At 69.1% G+C, this 15,888-nt stretch carries 16 protein-coding genes; 12 read left to right on the top strand and 4 right to left on the bottom strand.

Going from position 1 to position 15,888, the window contains the following annotated elements:
- Positions 1–55 precede the first annotated feature (55 nt).
- The 7 genes from ACFWY5_RS40385 to ACFWY5_RS40355 all read left to right on the top strand — a co-directional run bounded on the left by ACFWY5_RS40385 (position 56) and on the right by ACFWY5_RS40355 (position 9,136).
- The gene (locus ACFWY5_RS40385; protein ID WP_379621261.1) at positions 56–1,345 is read left to right on the top strand and encodes an SLC13 family permease; all 1,290 of its coding nucleotides are present in this window, start codon (positions 56–58) and stop codon (positions 1,343–1,345) included.
- A 155-nt stretch (positions 1,346–1,500) separates the two neighbouring features.
- Positions 1,501–2,742: a cation:proton antiporter gene (locus tag ACFWY5_RS40380; protein WP_379621259.1), complete on the top strand. Its 1,242-nt coding sequence runs from the start codon at positions 1,501–1,503 to the stop codon at positions 2,740–2,742.
- Positions 2,735–3,397, top strand: a complete 663-nt coding sequence (locus ACFWY5_RS40375) for a potassium channel family protein (protein WP_379621257.1) — start codon at positions 2,735–2,737, stop codon at positions 3,395–3,397. The genes ACFWY5_RS40380 and ACFWY5_RS40375 overlap by 8 nt, the downstream gene beginning before the upstream one ends.
- Positions 3,398–3,579: 182 nt before the next feature.
- Complete coding sequence (locus tag ACFWY5_RS40370; protein WP_379621255.1) at positions 3,580–4,092, top strand: class I SAM-dependent methyltransferase; 513 nt, start codon at positions 3,580–3,582, stop codon at positions 4,090–4,092.
- Between the two features lie 121 nt (positions 4,093–4,213).
- Complete coding sequence (locus tag ACFWY5_RS40365) at positions 4,214–5,098, top strand: ABC transporter ATP-binding protein (RefSeq protein WP_379621253.1); 885 nt, start codon at positions 4,214–4,216, stop codon at positions 5,096–5,098.
- Positions 5,095–6,684 carry an ABC transporter permease gene (locus ACFWY5_RS40360; protein ID WP_379621251.1) on the top strand — a complete coding sequence of 530 codons (1,590 nt, stop codon included), beginning with the start codon at positions 5,095–5,097 and terminating at the stop codon, positions 6,682–6,684. The genes ACFWY5_RS40365 and ACFWY5_RS40360 overlap by 4 nt, the downstream gene beginning before the upstream one ends.
- Positions 6,685–6,790: 106 nt before the next feature.
- Entirely contained in the window at positions 6,791–9,136 is a 2,346-nt protein-coding gene (locus ACFWY5_RS40355; RefSeq protein ID WP_379621249.1) for a PEP/pyruvate-binding domain-containing protein, read from the top strand.
- A gap of 102 nt (positions 9,137–9,238) precedes the next feature.
- Here ACFWY5_RS40355 and ACFWY5_RS40350 read toward each other — a convergent pair whose 3' ends face one another.
- The 3 genes from ACFWY5_RS40350 to ACFWY5_RS40340 form a co-directional block, all read right to left on the bottom strand.
- Positions 9,239–9,730, bottom strand: a complete 492-nt coding sequence (locus ACFWY5_RS40350) for a MarR family winged helix-turn-helix transcriptional regulator (protein WP_379621247.1) — start codon at positions 9,728–9,730, stop codon at positions 9,239–9,241.
- 125 nt (positions 9,731–9,855) lie between these two features.
- On the bottom strand, positions 9,856–10,896 hold the full coding sequence (locus ACFWY5_RS40345) for a PP2C family protein-serine/threonine phosphatase (protein WP_379621245.1): 1,041 nt from the start codon (positions 10,894–10,896) through the stop codon (positions 9,856–9,858).
- A 327-nt stretch (positions 10,897–11,223) separates the two neighbouring features.
- Complete coding sequence (locus ACFWY5_RS40340) at positions 11,224–11,721, bottom strand: GbsR/MarR family transcriptional regulator (protein WP_379621243.1); 498 nt, start codon at positions 11,719–11,721, stop codon at positions 11,224–11,226.
- 83 nt (positions 11,722–11,804) lie between these two features.
- Between ACFWY5_RS40340 and ACFWY5_RS40335 the strand changes: the two genes are divergently transcribed.
- The 3 genes from ACFWY5_RS40335 (at position 11,805) to ACFWY5_RS40325 (ending at position 14,257) form a co-directional block, all read left to right on the top strand.
- Complete coding sequence (locus tag ACFWY5_RS40335; RefSeq protein WP_379621241.1) at positions 11,805–12,284, top strand: DUF6653 family protein; 480 nt, start codon at positions 11,805–11,807, stop codon at positions 12,282–12,284.
- A 161-nt stretch (positions 12,285–12,445) separates the two neighbouring features.
- The gene (locus ACFWY5_RS40330; RefSeq protein ID WP_379621239.1) at positions 12,446–14,053 is read left to right on the top strand and encodes a CocE/NonD family hydrolase; all 1,608 of its coding nucleotides are present in this window, start codon (positions 12,446–12,448) and stop codon (positions 14,051–14,053) included.
- Positions 14,054–14,113: 60 nt separating this feature from the next.
- Positions 14,114–14,257, top strand: coding sequence for a hypothetical protein (locus tag ACFWY5_RS40325; protein WP_379621238.1), 144 nt, complete (start codon positions 14,114–14,116; stop codon positions 14,255–14,257).
- A gap of 56 nt (positions 14,258–14,313) precedes the next feature.
- On the opposite strand, the gene ACFWY5_RS40320 is transcribed toward ACFWY5_RS40325, so the two are convergent.
- Positions 14,314–14,769, bottom strand: a complete 456-nt coding sequence (locus tag ACFWY5_RS40320; RefSeq protein ID WP_379621236.1) for a GbsR/MarR family transcriptional regulator — start codon at positions 14,767–14,769, stop codon at positions 14,314–14,316.
- A gap of 140 nt (positions 14,770–14,909) precedes the next feature.
- Here ACFWY5_RS40320 and ACFWY5_RS40315 point away from each other — a divergent pair, with 140 nt between their 5' ends.
- Positions 14,910–15,428, top strand: a complete 519-nt coding sequence (locus ACFWY5_RS40315) for a hypothetical protein (protein ID WP_379621234.1) — start codon at positions 14,910–14,912, stop codon at positions 15,426–15,428.
- A 257-nt stretch (positions 15,429–15,685) separates the two neighbouring features.
- The coding region (locus ACFWY5_RS40310) for a TetR/AcrR family transcriptional regulator (RefSeq protein ID WP_379637962.1) at positions 15,686–15,888 on the top strand (203 nt) is incomplete at its 3' end.

Genomic DNA, 15,888 nt, shown 5'->3' with positions numbered 1-15,888 from the left:
GTCGATCGCTAAGGACGTCCATGAGCACGCGTGATCAGCTTGGCGTCGTTGCCGCATGACGCTCACGGCGTGGATCTCGGTGGCGGTGTTCCTGTGCGCGTATACGCTGATCGCCACCGAGAAGATCCACCGAGTGGCCGCCGCCCTGGGCGGGGCGGGGATCATGCTGATGATCCACGCCACCAACGCCGAGACCGCGTTCTTCTCGGAGTCGACCGGGATCGACTGGAACGTCATCTTCCTGCTGCTCGGCATGATGATCATCGTCGGGGTGCTGAAACAGACCGGTATCTTCGAGTACCTGGCGATCTGGGCGGCCAAGCGGGCCAAAGGCCGTCCCTATCGCCTCATGGTGCTGCTGGTCGTCATCACCGCATGTGCGTCCGCTCTGCTGGACAACGTCACGACGGTGCTACTGATCGCGCCGGTGACGTTCCTGGTGTGTGAACGGCTGGCGTTGCCGGTCGCGCCGTTCCTGATCGCCGAGGCCATGGCGTCCAACATCGGCGGCGCCTCCACACTGGTGGGCGATCCGCCGAACATCATCATCGCCAGCCGGGCGGGGCTGTCGTTCAACGACTTCCTCATCCACATGGCACCCCTGGTCGTGGTGCTCATGGCGGTCTTCATCGGGTTGTGCCGCATTTTGTTCAGGAAGTCCTTCGTCTACGACCCCGAGCGGGCCGCCGAGATCATGACGTTGAACGAGCGGGAGGCCATCAAGGACCGGCGGCTGCTGTGGCAGTCGCTGCTGGTGCTGGTGGTGGTGATGTCCGCCTTCGTCCTGCACCCGGTGCTGCACTACGAACCGTCCGTGGTCGCGGTGCTCGGCGCCGGCATTCTTGTGGCCGCCACCAAGGTCACCACCGAGGAAGCGATCAGCGAGGTCGAGTGGCCCACACTGGTGTTCTTCGCCGGGTTGTTCGTGATGGTCGGCGCGCTGGTGAACACGGGTGTCATCGGTCAGATCTCCCAGGCCGCCACCGAGGCGACCCAAGGACAGCTCGGCCTGACCACCATGGGCCTGCTGTGGGCGTCGGCAGGTTTGTCGGCGATCGTGGACAACATCCCGTACGTGGCCACGATGAGCCCCATCGTGGCGGAACTCGTGGCCGCCAACGGCGGGAACGACTCGGCTCAGGTGCTGTGGTGGGCGCTGGCCTTCGGCGCCGATCTCGGCGGCAACGCCACCGCGGTCGGAGCGGCGGCCAACGTGGTCGTCCTGGGCATCGCCGCCCGCAACGGCACGCCGATCAGTTTCTGGCAGTTCACGAAATACGGGCTGGTGGTCACGGTCGTGACCGTCGCGCTGTGTGTGCCGTATCTGTGGCTGCGCTACCTATGAGCGCTCATCAGCCGATGCGGCGTCATAGGGGCGTAAGGATGCCGTCAGGGTCGTGTAGAGACGCTGGCCGCGGGGGTGCTGCTACGGTATAGCGCGGTGCGCCGGGAAGCCTGGTCGGCAAACGTCACAGTCATACGAGACGCGGAGGCGTGCTGATGGGCACCTTGTTGACGGCGTTCGCCGTCGTCCTGCTGGTCGCGGTGCTGCTGTCCAGCCTGGCCCATCGGACGATCTTGTCGACGGCCGCGTTGTTCCTGGTGGCCGGGTTCGTGCTCGGCGACGGCGTGCTGGGCGTGGTCTCGCTGCGGGCGGGTGAGCCGCTGGTCGGCACGCTGGCGGAGCTGGCGTTGTTCGCGGTGCTGTTCAGCGACGGCATGCGGGTCGGGTGGCAGGATTTGCGCGGCGCGTGGCGGCTGCCCGGCCGGGCGCTCGGCTGGGGGCTGCCGCTCACCTTGATCATCACCGCGTTGCTGGCGCACTATCTGGTCGGTCTGGGCTGGATCGAGTCGCTGCTGATCGGCGCGATCCTGGCGCCGACGGATCCGGTGTTCGCGGCCGCGCTGGTCGGCAATGAGAAGGTGCCGCCCCGGCTACGACAGTTGCTCAACGTCGAATCGGGCGTGAACGACGGGCTGGCGCTGCCGTTCGTCATGCTCTTCCTGGCCGTCGCGGCCGGATCCGATGACCTGCACCTCGGCGCGCTCGGCGCGGAGCTCGGGATCGGCGTGGTGATCGGCGTGGCGGTGCCGTGGCTGGCCATCAAGCTGGAGCAGACGCGCTGGTTCTCGGCCTCCACGCAGTACGAGCCGCTCAACGCGCTCGCGATCGGGCTGCTGGTGCTGGCCCTGGGCAAGGCCACGCATGGGAATTTGTTCCTGGCCGCGTTCGCCGCCGGGATCACGGTGGCGACCTTCGGCGCGCGCCAGCGTGAGTCGTTCGAGCACTTCGGCGAGCTGATCGCGGAACTGTTCAAGCTGGCCGCGTTGCTGGTCTTCGGCGCGCTCATCACGCCCGCGCTGCTGGGCGCGGTCGGCTGGCAGGGCTGGGTCTTCGCCGTCCTGGCGCTGGTCGCCGCGCGGCCGGTGGCGATCTGGGTGTCGTTCCTCGGATCCGGGCTGACGATGCGGGAGCAGGCGGCGGTGGCCTGGTTCGGGCCGAAGGGGTTCGCCTCGGTGGTCTACGGCCTGATCGTGCTCGCCTCCGGCATCGCCGCAGCCCAGGAGGTCTTTCAGCTGGTTGCGGTCACCATCGTGCTCTCGATCCTGGTGCACTCGTCCACTGACATCGTCGTCGCCCGCGGCTTCGACGACGAGCGCGACGTGCCCGCCTGGTTCGGCATCGTCCGCCGCATGCGGGGACGCAAGGACATCGCGGATGGGAAGGACCATCGTGGCTGACATACACAGTGACCCGGTCGTGGTGGTCGGCATGGGTCGCTTCGGCAGCGCGCTGGCGCTGGAGCTGGTCCGGCGGGGCACCGATGTGCTGGCCATCGACCGCCGTCCCAAGGTGGTGCAGAGCCTGGCCGGGCAGTTCACGCACATCGCCGTCGCGGACTCCACTGACCTCGACGCCCTGCGCCAGTTAGATGTCGCCGACTTCTACCGCGCGGTCGTGGCCATCGGCGGCGACCTGGAGGCGTCGATCCTCACCGCGGCCCTGCTGACAGAGCTGGAGGTCGACGACATCTGGGCCAAGGCGGTTAGCCGCCAGCACGCCCAGATCCTGACCCGAGTCGGCGTCCACCACGTGGTCTCGCCCGAACACGACATGGGCGAACGAGTGGCGCACCTGGTAAGCGGCCGGATGCTCGACTACATGCAGGTGGACGACAACTTCGCGATGGCCAAGACGCGACCTCCCAAGGACTACACCGGCCTCCCGCTGGGCCGCTCCAACCTGCGACGCAAGTACGGCGTCACCGTCGTCGCGGTCAAGAGCGAGGGCGAGGAGTTCACCTACGCCACCGCCGACACCGAGCTCACCTACAGCGACATCATCATCGTCTCCGGCACCACCCAGAACGTCGAACGCTTCACCGACCTGCCCTGACCGCCAAGGTATTGCGCCAAAGGCTGCCGCAGGCGGAGGTTTCGGTCGATAGTGGGGTCATGATGGACGTTGTCCCCCGGCCTCCGGACGGCCGGGCAATCATCGGATGCGGCATGGAGCAGTTCCACCACCCCCGCCCCGTATGCACAGGACGTCGGCCGACCGTCCAGCGGGAATGGCTGATGGCAGGTCTCACCGGACGGGTGCTGGAGTTCGGGGCAGGAGACGGCGTCAAACTCACCTGCTATCCGCCGGACCTCGATGAGATCATCGTGGTCGAGCCGGATGGATTCCTGCGCTCCACGGCTCAGCAGGTGGCTGACACCCTCCCCACCCCGATTCGCATCGTCGAGGGCGATCCCGCCCAGGTCCCGCTGCCGGACGGCTCATGCGATGCCGTGATCTGCTCGCTGGTGCTCTGCTGCGCCCCCTTGCGGGCGACACTCGCCGAGGTGCGCCGGGTCCTTCGACCCGGGGGAGAGCTGCGCTTTTACGAACATGTGCGATCCGCCCGCCGGCCGCTCGCCCTGACCGAGACGCTCATCACGCCCTTGTGGTCTCGCGCCTGCGGCGGCTGCCACCCCGCCCGCGACCCGGTCGCCGCCATCCGTGCGGCGGGGTTCGGCATCGGCCGGCTCGACCGTTTCACGTTCAGCCGGTTCAGCCACGTGTTCGGCATCGCCCGTCCGGGCTGACCCCGGACGATCGGGCATCAGCCCGTCTGGCGCGCCGGATCCGGCGCTGTTAACGTCGATGGTGGAGCGCCGGGAAGCCTGGTCGGCAACGTCATATCGGACCGGCTTCAGGGAGGCGCCCATGCCGGGCAGTCCCGCCGTACTCGTCAGCGGCCTCACCAAATCCTTCGGCGCCGTCACTGCCCTGGACGGCCTCGACCTGTCCGTGGCCGAAGGTGAAGTGCACGGCTTCCTCGGCCCCAACGGCGCGGGAAAGACCACCACTCTGCGCGTCCTGCTCGGCCTGCTGCGGGCCGACTCCGGCCACGCCGAAGTGCTGGGCGGCCACCCCTGGCACGACGCGGTCGAGTTGCACAGGCGGCTGGCCTACGTGCCCGGCGACGTCGTCCTGTGGCCGAACCTGTCCGGCGGCGAGGCCATCGATCTGCTCGGACGGCTGCGCGGCGGGCTCGACCGTGGGCGCAAGCAGTACCTGCTGGAGCGCTTCGACCTTGACCCGACGAAGAAGGGCCGCGCCTACTCCAAGGGCAACCGGCAGAAAGTCGCCCTCATCTCCGCACTCGCCTCGAACGTCGAACTGCTACTGCTGGACGAGCCCACCGCCGGGCTCGACCCGCTGATGGAGGCCGCCTTCCGCGAGTGTGTGGCCGAGGAGCGCGGCAACGGCCGCACGGTCCTGCTGTCCAGCCACATCCTGTCCGAGGTCGAAGCGCTCTGCGACCGGGTGAGCATCATCCGCGCCGGCCGCATCGTGGAAAGCGGCACCCTGGCCCAGTTGCGGCACCTGACGCGGACCACCGTCACCGCCGACCTCGACCGCGTCCCCGGGAACCTGCCCGGTGTGCACAACCTGGCCGTCGACGGCTCAAGGATCATCTTCGAGATCGAGCCCGACCGGCTGCGTGAGGTGCTGCCGCTGCTCACCGCCGCGGGCGTGCGCGACCTGACCTGCCACCCGGCCACCCTGGAGGAGCTGTTCCTGCGCCACTACCAGGCCTCCCCATGACGGGCACCTTCTCCCTGGTACGGCTGGCGCTGCGCCGTGACCGCCTCGCGCTCGCGGTGTGGATCCTGCTCATCGTCGGCGCCGTCGCGGGCACCGCCTCGGCGATCGCGGAGCTGTATCCCGGCATGGCGCAGCGGGTCGCCCTGGGCGTCACCATCGGTTCCACCCCGGCCCTGCAGGCGATCACCGGCCCGGTCTACGACCCGGCCTCGGTCGGCGGGCTGACCGCCTGGCGGGCCACCACGATCACCACCATCCTGACCGCGCTGATGAACCTGCTGCTCATCACCCGGCACACCCGCGCGGAAGAGGAGAGCGGCCGGGCCGAACTTCTCGGCGCCTGCGCCATCGGCCGGCACGCCTTCATGACCTCCGCGCTCCTCGTGGCGGCAGGCACGAACCTGCTCATCGGCCTGCTGCTCACGGCCGCGTTGGCCGGCCAGGGACTGCCCGCCCCCGGCGCGCTCGCCTTCGGGCTCGCCATCGCCTGCACCGGGTGGCTGTTCGCCGCGCTGGCCGCGCTCACGGCGCAACTGACCGAGCACGCCCGCACCGCCAACGGCCTCGCCCTCCTGGTGCTCGGCCTGGCGTTCCTGCTGCGCGCCGCGGGCGATGCCGCGCGGATCGACGCGCTGTCGTGGGCTTCTCCGCTCGGCTGGGCGCAGCGGGTGCGGGCCTTCGCCGACGAGCGCTGGTGGGTCCTCGCCCTGGCCGTCCTGACCGCGTTCACGCTGGTCGTCCTCGCCGCGGCACTGGCCCGGCGCCGAGACCTGGGCGCCGGAGTACTGCGGCCCCGGCACGGCCCTGCCGACGCGCCGCCGTATCTGGGCGGCGCGCTGGGCCTGGCCTGGCGGCTGCATCGTGGCGGTGTGCTCGCCTGGGCCGCGGGCTTCGCCGTCATGGGGACGCTGTTCGGGACCCTGGCGGACAGCGCCGGGCAGATCGTGCGCGACAACCCGCAGCTCGCCGCCATCCTGGACCAGCTGGGTGGCGAGGGAGCGCTGACCGACACCTTCCTGGCCACCGTGCTGGGCGTGATGGGCCTGGTCGCGGGCGGCTTCGCCGTCCAGGCGGTGCTGCGGCTCCAGGCCGAGGAGAGCGCGCTGCGCGCCGAACCGGTGCTGGCCGCGGCCGTCTCGCGCACCAGTTGGACGCTCGCTCACCTGGTCATGGCCTTCGGCGGCGCCGCGGTGATCCTCACCGCCGGCGGGCTTGCCGTCGGACTGGCCCACGGTCTGCGCACCGGCGACGCGGGACGGCAGATGCTCCGGCTGGCAGGGGCGGCGTGGGTCCAGGTGCCCGCGGTCTGGGTGACGGCCGCTCTGGCCATGCTGCTGTACGGCGTGCTTCCCCGGCTGACCGCACTCGCCTGGGCGGCGCTGGCCGGCTTCGCTCTGCTCGGACAGCTGGGCGAGGTCCTCCAACTGCCCGATGCGTTGCGGAACCTGTCGCCCTACGCGCACCTGCCGCAGGCCCCGGGCGGCGAGGTGATCGCGGGCCCGCTCCTTTGGCTCGCCACCGTCGCCCTGGCCTGCGCAGGGGCCGGGCTCCTCACCTTCCGGCGGCGTGATCTGACCGGCAACTGAGATGGGGGTAGAGGGATGAATCTGATCCGTCTGCTGGAGATCGACGCTCAGATGGTCGATCGTGTGGGAGGCAAGGCCGCCGGGCTCGGAGAGATGATCAAGGCGGGTGAGCGCGTCCCGGACGGCTTTCTGTCTCACGGTCGAGTCGTACAGGTCCGGAGATCTTCCTGAGGCCGAGCTGCTCGATGCCTACGAGCGGCTCGGCGGGGGCCGCGTGGCCGTTCGTTCCAGCGCCACCGCCGAGGACCTGCCGGACGCCAGTTTCGCCGGTCAGCAGGACACCTATCTGAACGTCGAGGGCACCGGGCCGCTGCTCGACGCCGTCCGGCGGTGCTGGGACTCCCTGCATACCGAGCGTGCCGTCGCCTATCGCGCGGTGGCGGGCATCGACGAGGCCGCCATGGCCGTGGTGGTTCAGCGCATGATCGACCCCGCGGTCGCCGGTGTGCTGTTCACCGCCAACCCGATCACCGGCTGCCGCACCCAGATGGTCGTCGACGCAGCCCCCGGTCTGGGTACCGCGATCGTCGACGGCACGGTCGTACCCGACCATTACCTGCTCGACCATGACACGACGGCCATCCCGGCCGAGTCGGGATGCCTCTCCGCACACCAGCTGGAACGACTGCGGGAGGCCGGGCGGCGGCTGCAGAAGCACTTCGGCTCGCCGCAGGACATCGAGTGGGCGATCGACGGTGACGACACGCTGTGGCTGCTGCAGTCCCGGCCGGTCACCACTCTGTTCCCGGCCCCGCCCGACACCGGCGACACGCGGCTCTACCTGGAGTTCGGCCACATCCAGGGCATGCTCAGGCCGACGACTCCGATGGGGGTGTCGATGCTCAAAACCGGCGCGGGCATGTGGTTCAAGGGCGCCGGCGCCACCGTCGACCCGCGCGATCCGATGCCCCGGATGGTCCCCATCGGCGGGCGGCTGTACTTCGACCTCACCGACTTCGTGCGCAACAAGGCCATGCGCAACCGGCTCGGCGTCTCCCTGGAGGTGTACGGTCCCCGGGTCCAGGGCGCCGTCCTGCGCATGCTGGACGATCCGCGGTTCGCGCCGCGGCGCGGCCTGCCGTTCCGTGTACGAAGCGCCTTGAGGATCACGGTACGGCTGGCGCCCGGCGCGATCACCGGTATCGTCCGAAGCCTGGCCCGGCCGGGCGCCGCGAGGGCCCGGGCCTATCGCGGCGTCCGGGAGATCAGCCGCCTGACGCGACCGCCGGCCGAGCCCGCCACCAGCGCGCAGCGGCTGCGCTGGGTGATCGAGGACTCTCACAAGGCCGTGATGACGCCCGACATGATGGGCATCGTGTGGCCGCTGATGGCCGGAATCCTGGCAGGCACCGCCCCCGCCGGGCTGCTCGAAGGCGTCGCCTCGCCCGGCGAACTGGACACCGTCCTGGGCGGCATGCCGTACAACGTGACCACCGAGATGGACCTGGCCCTGTGGAACCTGTCGGTGAAGGCGCGCAAGCACCGAGAGCTGTTCCTCGACACCCCGCCGGAAGAACTGGCCGCGCGTTTCCGTGCCGGTGATCTGCCGGACATCGGGATGTCCGGCTTCCTGAAGAAGTACGGCATGCGCGCCGCCGCCGAGATCGACGTCGGCATGCCCCGCTGGGAGGAGGAACCGGCCCCGTTGTTCGCCACGATCGCCAACTACCTTCGCGTCGAGGACCCTGAGCAGGCGCCCGACCGGCGCTTCGACCAGGCGGCGCGGAAGGCGGAAGCCACGCTTGAGGTGCTGGCTCGGCGAGCGCGGCGCAACAGGCCGGTGCGCGGCCGGCTGGCGACGTTTCTCATGCGTCGCTCGCGCGAACTGACCGGGCTCCGGGAGATCGGGAAGTTCGCCTGGCTGCCGGCGCTCCAGGCGGCACGCCGGCAGCTTCTGCTGATCGGCGACGACCTGGTCGCTCGCGGGCTGCTGGAGCGTGCCGACGACATCATGTTCCTCGACCTGTCCGAGGCCGGCGCCGCCGTACACGAAGGAGCGGACCAGCGCGGCCTGACCGCGAGACGCCGCGCCGAGTACACGCGGGAACTGCGGCGGCACGCCGTCCCCGGCGCGTTGCTGTCGGACGGGACCGACGTGGAGACGCTCGTTCCGCACGGGCCGGCGGAGGAGGGCGTGCTGACCGGCATGGCCGGCGCCGCGGGCAGGGCCACCGGCAGGGCACGGGTGATCCGCGACCCGGCGGGCGCGCACATCGAACCCGGCGAGATCCTCGTGGCCCCCACCACCGACCCCGGCTGGACCCCGCTGTTCATGACCACGGCCGGTCTGGTCACCGAGACCGGATCCCCGGTGGCGCACGGCCCCACCGTGGCCCGGGAGTACGGCATCCCCGCCGTCATCTGCGTCCGCAACGCCACGCACGAGATCAGGACCGGGCAGCTGATCACGATCGACGGGAGCGCCGGCACGGTGAAGGTGGAGGAGAGCTGACAGGCTCAGGGCCGGCCCTTTCGGGGACGGATCACACCTGGCTCAGGTGGTGGCTCCGGCGCCGCAAGCGGCGACCACCGGTCTGGCCGCCGGGCGGGCCTCTCATGGCAGGTCGGGCCAGCCGAGCGGATGCACCGTATCGGCCGGCGGCTCACCCGCGGCCGCGTTGAACGCGGCCACCGCGGAGATGAGCGCCTGTCGCTGATCCGGCCTCATCCGGGAGACGATCGAGGAGATCTCCGCCCGCCGGCGCGCGGTGACCTCATCGACCAGGCGGCGCCCTTCCGGTGTCAGACGCATCAGGCTCTCCCTGCGGTTGTCAGGGTTGACCTCGCGCACCACCAGGCCGTTACTGGCCAGGCGGTCGGCCATCCGCATGGCCGTGGACGAGTTCACATCGAGCAACTCCGCCATGGTGACGAGCTTCGTCTCGCCATGGCCCGCCAGCACCACGAGCATGCGGAACTGCGGGAGCGTGACCTTGTCCTCGACCGAAGCCAGCGACCTGGCCGCGATCGCGACAAGGGTCCGCGAACCGGTGAGCACGGCCGCGCTCACCGCATCGACGTCCTCTCCAGCGGGCAGCTCAGTCATGGGTACCGTTTTACCGCGCTGAAGCTTAGGCCACCCGCGTGTGCCCGTGCCGCCGTCAGTCCTTGGGTGAGTACGGCCAGCCCCATGGAGCCGCAGAAGGGCTCGGAAAGAGTCGGTTCCATGATTCAGTCCCGTAGCCTTCGCAGGAGCAGCATCGCCGCGTCATCCGGCAGTGGACCGCCCGCATGCTCCAGCAAGTCCTCCCGCAGGGTGTCCAGCGCATGCTGAGAGTCCGCCTCACTCAGCAGCGAAGCCCGTTCGACGAGCGGATAGAAGGCGCCGGTCCGGTCGCGGGTCTCGATGACGCCGTCGGTGTAGAGGAGGATCCGATCCCCTTGCCGGAACGGGATCCGATACGGCTTCGGAACGGCGGACGCCAGCGCGGCGAGGCCGAGAGGCAGCCCTTCCTCCGGGGGTTCCATCAGGCAGACACCGCCTTCACGGGTGAGCAGGAGCGGGGCGGGATGGCCGCAGTTGAGCACAACGAGCTCGCCGTCCCGAAGCTCGGCCAGGATCGCTGTCACGAACGATTCGTCACCAAGGCGCCGGGTGAGGGACGCTTCGAGCCGCTCGCTCACCCCGAGCAGGTCGTCTTCGTCGTAGGCCGCCTCGCGGAAGGCGCCGAGCACCCAGGCGGCGGTCTCGACCGCATCCAAGCCCTTACCCTGAACGTCACCGATGAGCAGCCGGACGCCGCTCGGCGTGGTGACGACCTCGTAGAGATCGCCGCCGATCTGGGCCTCGGCCGCGGCGGAGGTATAGGAGAGCGCTATCTGCAGATCCGCCGCCCGGCGCGGCACAGGCCGCAGCAGAACCCGCTGTGCCGCCTCGGCGACCAGCCGGACATTGGCCAGTTCCCGCTCGCGACGCAGCCGGAGCGCGCTGGCCAGCATGCTTGCGCCGGTGACACCGATGATGGTGACGATGGTGAGATTGTTCTGCCACCGAAACAGCGAGCCGTTGTAGTACGCCAGCGGCAGGCAGATGGCCAGAGCGATCACTCCCGCCACCGCGGTCCTTCTGACACTTCCCGACACGCAGGCGAACGTGGGCCCGAGGGTGAGCAAGGGAAGAAAACCAAGGCTCCGCCCAGCCAGAAGATCAACAGAGGCGACCGCCGCCATTGCCGCGAACGGCAGGCCGCGAAGGACCGTCTGCGACCTCATACCGTGACTTCGCGGCATTCCGCTCCTCGCTGTCAATGATCAGGTGTCCTCGAACTCCGACATCGCATCATCGATCGAGGCCCGAGTCCGCAGTCCGGCCGCCCGAAGCACGAGCATGATCGTTGGCGCCCGGGACATCCCCCACGAAGTCTGGCTCTGGAGCTTGGCCGGCCGTGGACGCGAGCGAGGGCGGCATCGAGGACCTCCGGGGGGGGTGGGCATGACCGTGCCATGCCGACCAGACTTCCCGGCTCACCTTTTCCGAGGCTAGCAGATTGTTGCCCTATGCAAGGATCAAGATGGTGATGACAGAGCTCGACCCATCGATCACACTGACGGCCCGGTACGGTCGCCACCATCGTGCTCGGCGAGGTAGTGCTCGCGCCAGCCGTCGATGAGCGGGATCAGTTCGGCTGCCATGTAGGTGTAGAAATCTCGCATCTCGTGAAGCCGTCGGCCGGCGACGCTGTCTTCTCCCGCGGCATCGAGCCCTTCCCGGGCGGCCTCGCTCATGGTGGCCACGATGGCGTTCTGCTGGGACATGAGCCGTGCCCACGCGCCCGGGCGGAAACGGTAGTGATCGCGGCGGCTGCCCGGCGCCGGGACACGTTCGATCAGGCCGACCGGGAGCAACTGCTTGACCGCGGTGGAGACCGCCCCGGAGCTGATCGACAACTCGTCGCACAAGTCCGCCGCGGTCATGGTCTCCTGCTGCGTGTAGAGCAGTGCGGTCATGACCCGGGCGGTCGAGCGCTGCATGCCGCCTTGCGACAGGGTGAGCGCAAGCCTTTCGGCCGCCTCGCGCAGCCGTTCATTCCCATCCATCCGTCAATGCTACTAGGTGCTCTGAATATTTACAGATCTCTGAAAGTTGTATACATTGAGGTGGACCGGGAAACGGAGAAGCTATGGAAATCGGCCTGAGTGACCAGGGATGGAAGCGTCACGCCAACCCGTGGAGCGTATGGACAAGGTTCGCCGCGATCCCGCTCATGATTCTCGCGATCTGGAGCAGGGAGTGGATCGGCTGGTGGAGCCTGCTTCCCATCGGACTGGTCGTGGTCTGGCTGTTCGTCAACCCTTACGCGTTCCCGGCGGTCACCACGCCCACCAGCTGGTCGTCCAAAGGGATCTACGGGGAACAACTCTGGCTGCAGCACAAGTCGCTCGTCTCGGCCGATCACCGCAAGATCTTGCGACTGCTCATCGCGGCCGGGTCGGCGGGCTTCGCACTGATCGGCTACGGGCTGGTCGTGCTCGACGTCTGGCCGACGGTCTTCGGCGCGACGCTCACGGTCATCGCCCAGCTCTGGCGGATCGACAGAATGGGGCTGCTGTACGAAGAGCGGAAGCATGCCCGGGAGGGCGCGCCGCCCCTGGGAGGGTGAGCTTTCGTCGACCTCCGCGGCAACATTGAATGTATCGAGCCTTCAGAGATTCATGAAACTTTGCTAGATTGATGGAGTATCGGACCTCGGCGAGGTCGCGATGGTGTGCCGGGAAGCCTGGTCGGCGATGTCTCATCGGCGTCGGCGGAAAGTGACCGGCTATGACCCTGCTCAGCCGTTTGTACGGCGTTCGCCCCGCGCTGCGGCACCACGTGCGCATGCGGCGCAACGTGGAGATCCCGGCCGCCGATGGCGTGCGGCTGCTCGCCACGCACTACTATCCGGCGGGCCAGCGACAGCCGCCATTGGTCCTGCTGCGCAGCCCGTACGGCAGGGGCAACGCGCTGGACGGGCTCCCGAAGTTGCTGGCCGAGCGCGGCTACCAGGTGCTGTACCAAAGCCTGCGTGGCACGGCCGGCTCCGGCGGTCGTTTCGACGGGTTCGTCATCGATCCGGCCGACGGCGATGGCACGCTGAGCTGGCTGCGCGCCCAGCCGTGGTTCGGCGACACGCTCGCCACCTGGGGCGCCAGCTACCTCGGCTTCGCCCAGTGGGAACTGGCCGCCCGGGACATCCCGGAATGGAAGATCGCGCTCGTCCAGGACGCGCCGTCCTCCTTCGCCGAAGGCTTCATGTATCCGGGGGGAGCGTTCGCGACGGGTAGCGCGCTCGGCTGGGTGCAACTGGTGGACCGCATGTTCTCCAGCGGCATCGCCCGCCAGATGCTCAGCATGGTGGGCGCCGAGCGGCGGTTGTCGCGCGCCACGCTGGCCCTTCCGCTGCCGGAGGCCGACAGGGCACTGACCGGGCACGCCGTGACGTGGTTTCGGGAATGGGTCCGGCATGGTCCCGGCGACCCCTACTGGGCGAGCACCGATCACCGCGCCAACACCGCCCGCATGCCGCCGGTGGTGCACCTGCAGGGCGGCTGGTACGACTTCTTCCTGCCGGGCATGCTGGCCGACCACGCCGCTCTGGTCGCGGCCGGGCGGCAGGTGCGGCTGCTGGTCGGCCCGTGGAGCCACGGCCGCGGTCTCTACACCCGTCAAGGGCTGGCCGACGCGCTGGCGATGCTGGACGCCGCGTTGCTCGGGCGTCAAGCACCAACCGGTGTACGGCTGTTCGTCACCGGTGCGGGCCGCTGGATCGACCTGCCCGCCTGGCCGCCCGCCCACGAACCGGCCCCCTGGTTCCTGCACGCGGGCGGCGGGCTGAGCCGTACCCCGCAAGACGGTGACGCCGCGCCCAGCCGATACCGCTACGATCCCGCGGACCCCACCACCACCATCGGCGGGACACAGGTGGGCCTGTTCGCGGGGGCCAAGGACAACCGCGCCGTCGAAGGCCGCGCCGACGTGCTCACCTTCACCACCGCGCCACTGACGGAAGCCGTCGAGGCCATCGGCCCGGTCCGCGTCCGCCTGCACGCGCGCTCGGACAACCCACACGTCGACTACTTCGCCCGGCTGTGTGACGTGGACACGCGCGGCTGCTCGGTCAACGTGTGCGACGGCATCGTCCGGCTGACCGACCCCGGTGACATCCGCGTGGCCGACATCGTCCTGTGGCCGATGGCCCATCGCTTCCGGCGCGGGCATCGCATCCGGCTGCAGGTCTCCAGCGGCGCCCACCCGCGTTTCGGCCGCAATCCCGGCACCGGCGAACCGCTCGAGACCGGTACGAACCTGCGCTCCTCGCAGCACGAGATCTTCCACGACCATCGGCACCCGTCAGCCCTCTGGCTGCCCCTCACTCCAGGAGCGTCATGAAACTGCTCGTACTCGGCGGTACCCACCACGTGGGCCGCGGGCATCGCCTTCCGTCTGGACGTGCAGGGCGTGCTCCGCCCCGCGCCTGCAGGGCTGCTCGAACACGCCGCCCTGCCGGCCGGATTCGCCTGGATCATCGTCGTGGGCCTGCGGCTGCGTAACCCCAGTACCGTCAGGCTGAAGATCCTTCTCGGCACGCCATGAACCAGATGCTCTTCCACCCGCGGACCAGATCTACGCCCTGCTCGGGCGCCACCGCATCATGAACGCTCTCTTTCCTTCTCCCACTGATCGAGGAGCTTGGGGAACTCGCGGCCCATGAACGCGTACATGTCGCGCATCGATTCAAGCCTGGCCTTGCCCCGGGGGTTGTCGCCGACGACGCTCAATCCTTGCCCCGCCAGTTCGGCGAACGCCGTGAACTCGGCCATCTTCGCCCGGAACGCCCGCCCGAAGACGTCCTCGGCCAGCCGGTAGTGATCGCGGCGTGCCCGGGGCGGGCGGAAACGTTCGACAAGGCCACCTCGCTCGAGCTGGCCGAGGGCGACGCTCATACTGCTCTTGGCCACCCCCAAACTCGCACACAACCCCGGCGCGTCGGCCGCGTCACCCGAGTCGACCAGCAAGGCGCCGATGACCCGGCCGGCCGTCCTGCTCAGCCCCAGACGCTCGAAGTACAGTCCCGCACTCTCCACGAACTCCTCGATGTCTGCCACACCAATATTCTATGTTGTTCGGATCGTTCCGAACGAATAGAATGAACTATGTTCTCTCTCGCTATCGCCGGTGCGGGCCGGCCACATGTCGCCGAGGCCCGCGAATCGTCGCAGGCTGCCGGGCATCACACAGAGGCTCGGTGAGCGGTGTGCTGCAGGAATTCCTCGACTGGGCCTACGCCCGGCACACCAACACCCTGAGCTGGTACATCCGGCCGCTGTTCGTCCTCCCTCTGGCCTACTTCGCCTGGCGGCGAAGTTGGAAAGGCATTGTCATCACGCTCCTGGCACTGTTCACCAGCATGTTCTGGTTCCCGCCGCCGGCCCGGGTCGACCCCCAGGTACAGGCATTCCTCGACATGGAGAAGGAGCTCATCCGCAGCATCGGCGAACTGTCAGCGGCCCACCTGCTCGGCGTGCTGGCCGTCATCGCCAGCTTGACCGCCCTGTGCCTGGCATTCTGGCACCGGTCCCTGGGCTGGGGCCTGGTGATCATCAACCTTATGGCCCTGCTCAAAGTCCTCTGGAGCATCGGCGAAGGAGGCGACAGCGGCTGGGCCGTCCTGCTCCCCGCCACCCTTGGGCTCGCCCTCTGCGACCTGGCCATCATCTGGATCGCCCGCCGCTTCCATCTGCCCATCTCTCTGCGCCGGCCCTGACGGGCCACCCGGTACCGCTTCCACGCGCCCGTCGTACGCACGCCCGTGGCATGGCCCGCCCGCAGACGAACCTCAACCCTCCGCGACCGGCCACGCCCGCTCCCTGCCAGAGCTGCCGGCAGGCTGCGCCGAAGGCGACTCAGGACGGGCACGGTGGCGTCACCTCATCTCGACGGGCTGGACGGCGCGGCGGGAGGGAGTTGTGAAGGTGCCGCAGCCCGCGGCCGTGGCAGGGTGAACAAGACTCGGTGCCGTCCGTGCCTGCCCGGTATGGGCGGCGGCAGCGGGTACGGCGGGGCAGTCTCAGCCGGGCCTCGACGGTGGAGGCCGCGGTGAAGGTCTTGGACCGGGACGGGTTCGAGGCTATGACGATGACCGCGGTGGCCGGTGAGCTGGGTGCCCGGCAGATGTCGATCTACAACCATGTGCGGGGCAAGGACGACCTGTTCGCGGCGGTCTA

The organism is Nonomuraea sp. NPDC059007, assembly GCF_042740555.1.
GTDB lineage: Bacteria > Actinomycetota > Actinomycetes > Streptosporangiales > Streptosporangiaceae > Nonomuraea.
The sequence above is the reverse complement of the archived record's forward strand: the minus strand, read 5'-3'. Positions and strand labels throughout refer to the sequence as shown.